This window comes from Luteibacter sp. KNZ12-1A, assembly GCF_056755675.1.
This window is the reverse complement of record NZ_JBPGXU010000139.1, coordinates 1-8,564: the sequence shown is the minus strand read 5'-3', so window position 1 is coordinate 8,564 and position 8,564 is coordinate 1. Positions and strand designations below refer to the sequence as shown.

Annotated in this window: 9 protein-coding genes; all 9 read right to left on the bottom strand. The window is 66.4% G+C overall.

What is annotated here, in order from left to right; translation table 11 throughout:
* Positions 1-132: 132 nt before the first annotated feature.
* Complete coding sequence (truD, locus tag ACR9ZJ_RS18070; protein ID WP_481288541.1) at positions 133-1,149, bottom strand: tRNA pseudouridine(13) synthase TruD; 1,017 nt, start codon at positions 1,147-1,149, stop codon at positions 133-135.
* A 9-nt stretch (positions 1,150-1,158) separates the two neighbouring features.
* Positions 1,159-2,586, bottom strand: coding sequence for a magnesium transporter (gene mgtE / locus ACR9ZJ_RS18065; protein ID WP_481288540.1), 1,428 nt, complete (start codon positions 2,584-2,586; stop codon positions 1,159-1,161).
* Positions 2,583-3,056 (bottom strand): 2-C-methyl-D-erythritol 2,4-cyclodiphosphate synthase, encoded by a 474-nt coding sequence (gene ispF / locus ACR9ZJ_RS18060; RefSeq protein WP_426287375.1) that lies wholly within the window; start codon positions 3,054-3,056, stop codon positions 2,583-2,585. The genes mgtE and ispF overlap by 4 nt, the downstream gene beginning before the upstream one ends.
* Positions 3,056-3,745, bottom strand: coding sequence for a 2-C-methyl-D-erythritol 4-phosphate cytidylyltransferase (ispD, locus tag ACR9ZJ_RS18055; protein ID WP_481288539.1), 690 nt, complete (start codon positions 3,743-3,745; stop codon positions 3,056-3,058). The genes ispF and ispD overlap by 1 nt, the downstream gene beginning before the upstream one ends.
* On the bottom strand, positions 3,745-4,074 hold the full coding sequence (gene ftsB, locus ACR9ZJ_RS18050; RefSeq protein WP_371024707.1) for a cell division protein FtsB: 330 nt from the start codon (positions 4,072-4,074) through the stop codon (positions 3,745-3,747). Before ftsB ends, ispD begins: the two co-directional genes overlap by 1 nt.
* Before the next feature lie 23 nt (positions 4,075-4,097).
* Positions 4,098-5,396, bottom strand: a complete 1,299-nt coding sequence (gene eno / locus ACR9ZJ_RS18045) for a phosphopyruvate hydratase (protein WP_481280858.1) — start codon at positions 5,394-5,396, stop codon at positions 4,098-4,100.
* A gap of 10 nt (positions 5,397-5,406) precedes the next feature.
* Complete coding sequence (locus ACR9ZJ_RS18040) at positions 5,407-5,790, bottom strand: hypothetical protein (protein WP_481280859.1); 384 nt, start codon at positions 5,788-5,790, stop codon at positions 5,407-5,409.
* 95 nt (positions 5,791-5,885) lie between these two features.
* Positions 5,886-6,716 (bottom strand): 3-deoxy-8-phosphooctulonate synthase, encoded by an 831-nt coding sequence (gene kdsA / locus ACR9ZJ_RS18035; protein ID WP_481280860.1) that lies wholly within the window; start codon positions 6,714-6,716, stop codon positions 5,886-5,888.
* Complete coding sequence (locus ACR9ZJ_RS18030) at positions 6,713-8,392, bottom strand: CTP synthase (protein ID WP_481280861.1); 1,680 nt, start codon at positions 8,390-8,392, stop codon at positions 6,713-6,715. Before ACR9ZJ_RS18030 ends, kdsA begins: the two co-directional genes overlap by 4 nt.
* Between the last annotated feature and the right edge of the window lie 172 nt (positions 8,393-8,564).

The following is an 8,564-nucleotide window of genomic DNA, read 5'->3' as shown; positions in this document are numbered from 1 at the left end:
GTAGAGAGGGCTCGTGGGCTCGGAGATGTGTATAAGAGACAGTCCATCCTCGATAACGGCAAGTTTCGCCGTCGTGGGAGCCGCTTCAGCGGCGATGGCTCCCCCGATGGGAGCCGACCTTGTCGGCGACGGCTACAGGGTCGCCGCGACTTCGCGGATCACCGTGGTGGCATAAGCCCCGGCGGGAAGCCCGAAGGAAACCTCCAGCGCTCCGTCTTCGAGCCAACGCCACGAGAACTCGCGCGGTTGCAGGCGCAAGGGCCTCCGCTCCTGGTCCATCCGCGCGTCGGCGAGCCCCTTGGCCAGGTCCTCATCGCGCGCCGCCACCGCGCGCTCCAACTCCCCCGCCGCGGCCGAGGCAGGCGTTTCGCCACGGCCCCACAGGGGCCCGGACGGATGGATGTCGAACCGCGCCAGCCGTTCCGCCAGCGCATCGTCGAACGGCTCGGGGCCGAACCATGAGCGTGAGCCTTCCAGCGACCATATCTCGCCATCCATCGGCGCATCCCAGCAACCGGCGGCCACGCGCTCCGCGAGCACGCCATTGAAGATATGCGAGCGCGCCGCCGAGAGCAGGATCGACCGCTTGTCGCGATCGACGCGGCGGCCGCCGAACATGGCCCGCGCCTGCGCGACGTTGTTGCCGCCAAGACCGAAGCGCTGCTCACCGAAATAATTCGGCACGCCGCGCCGGCCGATCTCGCCCAGCCGCTCGTCGGCGGCGGCGCGATCGCCTTCGATATCGCGCAACACGAGGACGAAGCGATTGCCGCGCAGCGCACCCCGCTTGATCTTGCGCGAATGCCGGCCCAGCGAACGGATCGTCACGTCGGCATGCGGAAACGCCGACCAGTCCGGGTCGGCCTTGCCCGGCAGCTGCACCGTGAACACCTGCCGGGTCACCGCGTGGCGATCCTTCATGCCCGCGTAGCCCACGTTCATCGGCGCGGTACCGGCGAACTTCGCCAACTCGCGCGCCACCCAGTCCGTGTTCGCGCCGCGCTTCTCCACGACGAGGAAGGCGTGTTCGCCGGTGCCATCGGCCTCGTAGCCGAGGATTTCCTCGACGAAGAAATCCTCGGGCGTCGAGCGCAAACGGGCACGCAGCGGCGGCGCGCCGAAGGCGAAAGGAAGTTCGTTGTCGCTCATGGAAAGCCTTTACAGCAGAAACAGCGTGGCGAGGCCGAGGAAAATGAAGAAGCCACCGCTATCGGTCATCGCGGTGATGAGCACGCTCGAACCCAGCGCGGGGTCGCGCCCGAGCTTCGTCATCAGCATGGGAATACCCACGCCCATGAACGCGGCGAGCAACAGGTTGAGAGTCATCGCCGACATCATCACCAGGCCGAGCGACACGCTGCCGTAAAGCAGCCACGCGACGATGCCGATCGCGCCTCCCCACACGATGCCATTGACCAGGGAGACCGCCATCTCCTTGCGCCACAGGCGCCGGGCCTGCGAAACACCGATCTGCTCCAGCGCCATCGCGCGGACGATCATGGTGATGGTCTGGTTGCCGGAATTGCCGCCGATGCCCGCCACGATGGGCATCAGCGCGGCCAGTGCCACGAGCTTCTCGATCGAGTGTTCGAACAAGCCGATGACACGCGAGGCGATGAAGGCGGTGACCAGGTTGATGGCCAGCCAGGCCCAGCGGTTGCGCACGGACTTCCATACCGAGGCGAAGATATCTTCTTCCTCGCGCAGGCCGCCGCGCGACAAGGCTTCGGTTTCGCTCTCTTCGCGGATGAAATCGAGCATGGCGTCGACGGCGATACGCCCGATCAGGCGCTGGTGCGCATCCACGACGGGCGCCGTGACCAGGTCGTAGCGCTCGAACGCCTGGGCCACGTCATAGGCGTCGTCCTCGGGACGGAACGTGTTCACGTCGGGCGCCATGATCTCGTGGACCATCTTCTCCGGCGAGTTCACCAGCAGCCAGTGCAGCGGCAGGACGCCGGTGAGCACGTTGTCCGAGTTGACCACGAAAAGCTTGTCGGTCTGCGCGGGCAGTTCATCGAAGCGGCGCAGGTAACGCAGCACCACCTCGAGGCTGATGTCCTCGCGGATGGTGACCATGTCGAAATCCATCAACGCGCCGACCTGGTCGTCCTCGTACGACATGGCGGCCTGCACGCGCTCGCGCTCCTGCGCGTCGAGGCTGGCCATCAGCTCGGGCAGTACCTCGGTCGGCAGGTCGTCGACGAGGTCGGCGAGTTCGTCGGCATCCAGCGGTTCGACGGCGGCGAGGATTTCGCTGTCGTCCATGTCCGCGATCAGGGATTCGCGAACCGAGTCGGATACCTCGAGCAGGATGTCGCCGTCGCGATCGGAACGCACGCGCTGCCAGACCGCGAGGCGGTCTTCCAGTGGCAACGATTCCAGCACGTCCGCCAGATCGGCCGGATGCAGGTCGTCGAGCCGTGCCTGGAGTTCCGCATCGGCGGCTTCCAGCGCGGCCTCGTCACCGTCCGGCGCGGCTCCCGCGAACGCGAGCAGGCCTTCGCGGCGACGCAGGAGGTCGACGATCGTCTCCAGCCTGTCGTGCAGGCGAGGCGTGGAGGCGCGCGACTCGTTCTCGCTCATGCGCGCAGCACCAGCACCGTCGCCAGCGCGGCGATGCCCTCGCGGCGGCCGGTGAAGCCGAGCGTCTCGGTGGTGGTCGCCTTGATGCTGATGCGATCGATATCCACGCCGAGGTCGGCGGCGATGATTTCGCGCATGCCCTGGGCGTGCGGGCCCACCTTGGGCGCTTCGCAGATGATCGTCATGTCCGCGTTGCCGAGCACATAGCCGCGCTCGGACAACATGGCTGCCACGGCACGGACGAAGCTGCGGCTGTCGGCACCGCGCCAGCGATCGTCCGAGGGTGGAAAGTGCTTGCCGATATCGCCCAGCGCCAGGGCACCGAGCAAGGCGTCGCAAAGCGCGTGCAGCACCACGTCACCGTCGGAATGCGCCAGCACGCCCTGCCCATGCGGCACGCGCACGCCACCCAGCATCACGTGGTCGCCTTCGCCGAACGCGTGGACGTCGAATCCCTGGCCGATGCGCATTACCGTGTCCTCCCTAGAAGGAACTCGGCCAGCGCGAAATCGGCCGGCGTCGTCACCTTGATATTGTCTTCCGATCCTTCCACCAGCAGGGGCGATACGCCGATACGCTCCATGGCCATCGCCTCGTCGCTCACCACGATACCCGCCTCGGCGGCAAGGCGAAGTGCATGCGCCAACGCGGCGCGGCGGAACATCTGCGGCGTGAAGGCACGCCAGCGGCCATCGCGCGATTCGGTGGCGATGCTGTGACACCCCGCGTCGGCGCGTTTCAGGGTATCGCGCAGGGGCGCGCCGAGCAGGCCGCCCTCCCCCCTTCCCGCCAGTTCGACCAGGCGCTCGATGTCGCCGGCGCGCACGCATGGCCGCGCGGCGTCATGCACCAGCACGAATTCGTCATCCGCCACGCCGGCCGGCAGCGCATGCAGGCCGGCCAGGACCGAAGCGCTGCGCTCGCCGCCTCCGACGGTGACGACCAGCGGCTTGCCGCCGATGGTATCGGTGGACGCGAAATGCGTATCGTCGGCCGCGATGGCCACCACCAACCCGGCGATACGAGGATGGGCGGCGAGCCGTTCCAGCGTGTGATCGATGAGTGGCCGGCCGGCCAGCCACTGGTATTGCTTCGGCCGGTCGCCACCGGCCCGGACACCCTTTCCGGCGGCCGGCACCACGCACCAGAGCGCGTCCATCACTGGCCGCCGGGGGCGATGGGCGGCGGAGGCGGTGGCGCGCTGGTCGCGGCCCCCGGCTCCACCACCTGGTAGAACGTCTCACCCGGCTTGACCAGGCCCAGCTCCTGGCGCGCGCGCGCCTCGGTGGCCTGTTCGCCGTGCTTCAGGTCTTCCACGTCCGCGGCGAGCGCCTGGTTGCGCTTCTGCAAGCTGGCGTTTTCCTCGGTCTGCTTCTTGACCGACTCGCGCAGCGAATCGACCTCCGCCATGCCCCCACCGCCGACCCACAGTTTCAGCTGCAGCGCGATGAGGACGATGACGAGGATCAGGCCGATCCAGCGCAGGATTGCCGCGTTACTCAAGGCACGACTCAGCCGGGCAGCTTCGACAGGCTCGGGAAGGCGTTGCGGCCGGCGTACGTCGCCTTGGCACCGAGCGCTTCCTCGATCCGCAGCAACTGGTTGTACTTCGCCACGCGGTCGGTACGGCAGAGCGAACCGGTCTTGATCTGCGTGGCGGTGGTGGCCACCGCGATGTCGGAGATCGTGGTGTCCTCGGTTTCACCGGAGCGGTGCGAGACGATCGCCGCGTATTTCGCACGATCGGCCATGGCGATGGCCTCGAGCGTTTCGGACAGCGTGCCGATCTGGTTGACCTTGATCAGGATGGCATTGGCGATCTTCTTGTCGATGCCTTCCTGGAAGATCTTCGGGTTGGTCACGAAGAGGTCGTCGCCGACCAGCTGGATACCTTCGCCGATGGCCTTGGTGAGGTGCGCCCAGCCGGTCCAGTCGCCTTCGGCCATGCCATCCTCGATGGTGACGATGGGGTACTGCTTCGACCACGACGCCAGCGTGTCCACCCATTGTTCCGGGGTGAACACCTTGCCCTCGCCTTCCAGGTCGTACTTGCCGTCCTTGAAGAATTCCGAGCTGGCCACGTCGAGGCCGAGCAGGATGTCGCTACCGACCTTGTAGCCGGCCTTGGCCACCGCTTCCAGGATCGTGTCCAGCGCTTCCACGTTGGACTTGAGGTTCGGCGCGAACCCGCCTTCGTCGCCCACCGAGGTGTTGAGGCCACGTCCCTTCAGCACCGACTTCAGCGCGTGGAAGATCTCGGCGCCGTAGCGGAGCGCCTCGGCGAAATTCGGCGCGCCCACCGGCAGCACCATGAACTCCTGCACGTCGACGTTGTTGTCCGCATGCGCGCCGCCATTGATGATGTTCATCATCGGCACCGGCAGCGAACCGCCACCGTCGACCATCAGGTACTGCCAGAGGGCCTGCTTCTTCGAAGCGGCCACGGCGTGCGCGGCGGCCATCGAGACGCCGAGCAAGGCGTTCGCGCCAAGCTTGCCCTTGTTCTCGGTGCCATCCAGCGCGATGAGCTTGCCGTCGAGGCCCTTCTGGTCCGCGGCGTCGTAACCCTTCAGCGCGGAGGCGATCGTGGTGTTGACGTTGGCCACGGCCTGCTTCACGCCCTTGCCGCCGTAACGGCCCTTGTCGCCGTCGCGCAGTTCGACCGCTTCGCGCGTGCCGGTGGAGGCGCCGCTCGGCACCGCGGCACGGCCGAAGGAACCATCGGCCAGGGTGACCTCGGCTTCGAGGGTGGGATTGCCGCGGGAATCGAGGATTTCGCGGGCGTGGATCTTCGTGATGGACGTGGTCATGCGGTTCCCGTTACGAGTTGGAATGACTAAAGAAGGTACCGACCAGCGCGAGGCTGACGGTACCGACCAGGATGAGTGCGTTCAGTCCGAGCCCGATCGCGCCGAACGTGCGGCGGCGGTCCTGCCGGCGCAGGGCGATGAAGCCCAGCACCAGCCCGACGAGGGAAAGGACGAGAAAGGCGCAGATGACGAGGCCGATGAAGCCGAAGACCGGCAGATGCTGTTCCGGATCGCCCGATGCGACCATCAGCGCGGAGAAAACGATGCCGGCCAGGACGACGACACCGGATACCAGGCCGATGACGAACGAGGCGATGCCGTGACCCGACTGCGGCATGCGTGCCGCACGCTGGCGAGGTTCGCCGGCGTCGTGGATCGCGTTGTCCTCAGTCATCCAGCCTGCCTCCCCGGGGCCCTTGCGGTCCCGCCGTTGGAATGCCGGCGCATGGTGCGCCGGATTCCGTCAATCATACCGTTCCGGAGGAACGATCAAGCGTGATTCTTGAATCCGCGGCGCTTCACGGCGCCATCGAGCTCCATCAGGGTCTCGAGCAATTCTTCCATCTGGTCGAGCGGCCAGGCGTTCGGGCCATCGCTCAAGGCCTTCGCCGGTTCCGGATGGGTCTCGGCGAACAAGCCGGCCACGCCGACGGCCACCGCCGCGCGCGCCAGCACCGGCACGAACTCGCGCTGGCCGCCGGAGCTGGTGCCCTGGCCACCCGGCAGCTGCACCGAATGGGTGGCGTCGAAGACCACCGGGCAGTTCGTCTCACGCATCACCGCGAGCGAACGCATGTCGGACACCAGGTTGTTGTAGCCGAAGCTCGCGCCACGCTCGCAGACGAGGATGTCGTGGTTGCCCACGTCGAAGGCCTTCTGCACCACGTTCTTCATGTCCCACGGCGCGAGGAACTGGCCCTTCTTGATGTTCACCGGCTTGCCGGCGCGGGCCACGTTCTGGATGAAGTCGGTCTGACGACAAAGGAAGGCCGGGGTCTGCAACACGTCGACGACGGCGGCGACCTCGTTCATCGGGGTGTACTCGTGCACGTCGGTGATGACCGGCACGCCGATCTGCCGCTTCACCGCCTCGAGCACTTTCAGGCCCTCTTCGAGGCCCGGGCCGCGAAAGCTCGCGCCCGACGAGCGGTTGGCCTTGTCGAAGCTGGACTTGAAGATGAAGTTGATGCCGAGACGGTCCGTGATTTCCTTGAGCTTGCCGGCGACGTCGAGCTGCAGTTGCATCGACTCGATGACGCAGGGACCGGCGATCAGGAACAGCGGCTGGTCGAGACCAGCCTCGAAACCACAAAGCTTCATGCGGCGGACTCCTCGGAACGGATGGCGAGCTTGTCGCCGTCGCGGACGGCCTTGTATTCGCGCGCGGCACGGACGAAGCCGATGAACAGCGGGTGGCCCTCGCGCGGCGTCGAGGTGAATTCCGGATGGGCCTGGCAACCCAGGAACCACGGATGGACCTGGCGCGGCAGCTCGACGATCTCCACCAGCAGGTCGTCCATCGACTTGCCCGAGATCACCAGGCCGAGGTCCTCGAACGACTGGCGGTAACGGTTGTTGAACTCGTAGCGGTGGCGATGGCGCTCGCGCACCACGTCCTCGCCGTACAGTTCGCGCGCCAGGGTGCCGACCTTGAGACGGCATTCCTGCGCACCCAGGCGCATGGTGCCGCCGAGGTCGGAGCGCTCGCTGCGCTGTTCGGTTTCACCGGTGGCGGTGGTCCATTCGGTGATGAGGGCGATGACGGGGTCCGGGGTGTTGCGATCGTTTTCGCTGGAATCGGCCTGGGTCAGGCCTGCCGTGTTGCGGGCGAATTCGACCACCGCGGCATGCATGCCGTAGCAGATGCCGAAGTACGGGATGCCGGTTTCGCGAGCGAACTGGGCGGCGAGGATCTTGCCCTCGAAGCCACGCTTGCCGAAGCCACCGGGCACCAGGATGGCGTCGGCGTCGCCAAGCACCGCCCGCGCGCCGCGCGCCTCCACGTCTTCGGAATCCACCCAGCGCAGGTTCACCCGCGTCGACTGGTTGATGCCGCCGTGGCGCAACGCCTCGCCCAGGGATTTGTAGGCGTCCTTGTGCTCCACGTACTTGCCGACGATGGCCACGGTGACTTCGTCACGCGGATGCTCGACGGCCTCGACCGTGCGCTCCCAGCTGGACAGGTCGGCCGGGCCGGCGTCGAGGCCGAGGCGCTTGATGACCAGGTCGTCCAGGCCCTGCTCGTGCAGCCACATCGGCAGCTTGTAGATGACGTCGACGTCGATCGTGCTGATGACGGCGTTCTTGGGCACGTTGGTGAAAAGCGCGATCTTGTGCCGCTCGCCATCGGGCAGCGGCTCTTCGCAACGGCACAGCAGCACGTCGGGCTGGATACCGATCGAGCGCAGTTCCTTCACCGAATGCTGGGTCGGCTTGGTCTTGATCTCGCCCGCCGCCTTGATATACGGCACCAGGGTGAGGTGCACGAACATGCACTTCTCCGGCCCATGCTCGATGCGCAACTGGCGGATCGCTTCCAGGAACGGCAGCGATTCGATATCGCCGACGGTGCCGCCGATCTCGACCAGGGCCACGTCGAAGCCGCGGGTGGCCTCGTGGATGGAATGCTTGATCTCATCGGTGATGTGCGGGATCACCTGCACGGTGGCACCGAGGTAATCGCCGCGGCGCTCCTTGCGGATCACCGATTCGTAGATCTTGCCGGCGGTGATCGAATTCTTGCCGGTCAAACGGGTGCGGACGAAGCGCTCGTAGTGGCCGAGATCGAGATCGGTTTCCGCGCCATCGTCGGTGACGTAGACCTCACCGTGCTGGAAGGGGCTCATGGTGCCCGGATCCACGTTGATGTACGGATCGAGCTTCATCATGGTCACGGAGAGACCGCGGGCCTCGAGGATCGAGGCAAGCGACGCCGCTGCGATGCCTTTCCCAAGGGAAGACACCACACCGCCGGTGACGAAAATCAGGGGAGTCATGCGAGCAGCCAGTGCTGGAAATTTGTATTTTACCTAAGCGGGCCCCCGCTCGCGAGTGGTACCTGAATAGAAAGCCGAAGCGCCTCCTGTTCGCCCCCTGCTCCCAAACGCTCCAGGTGGGAAGCGCGCTGGCGCGCGAAGGGGTTCTGGCGAGGGCGTTCGCGCGCCAGCG

Coding starts and splice junctions, on each gene's coding strand:
- ispF (WP_426287375.1), bottom strand. CDS start 3,056: ATGCGCATCGGCCAGGGATTCGACGTCCACGCGTTCGGCGAAGGCGAC.
- ispD (WP_481288539.1), bottom strand. CDS start 3,745: ATGGACGCGCTCTGGTGCGTGGTGCCGGCCGCCGGAAAGGGTGTCCGG.
- ACR9ZJ_RS18040 (WP_481280859.1), bottom strand. CDS start 5,790: ATGACTGAGGACAACGCGATCCACGACGCCGGCGAACCTCGCCAGCGT.
- truD (WP_481288541.1), bottom strand. CDS start 1,149: ATGAGCGACAACGAACTTCCTTTCGCCTTCGGCGCGCCGCCGCTGCGT.
- ACR9ZJ_RS18030 (WP_481280861.1), bottom strand. CDS start 8,392: ATGACTCCCCTGATTTTCGTCACCGGCGGTGTGGTGTCTTCCCTTGGG.
- mgtE (WP_481288540.1), bottom strand. CDS start 2,586: ATGAGCGAGAACGAGTCGCGCGCCTCCACGCCTCGCCTGCACGACAGG.
- kdsA (WP_481280860.1), bottom strand. CDS start 6,716: ATGAAGCTTTGTGGTTTCGAGGCTGGTCTCGACCAGCCGCTGTTCCTG.
- eno (WP_481280858.1), bottom strand. CDS start 5,396: ATGACCACGTCCATCACGAAGATCCACGCCCGCGAAATCCTCGATTCC.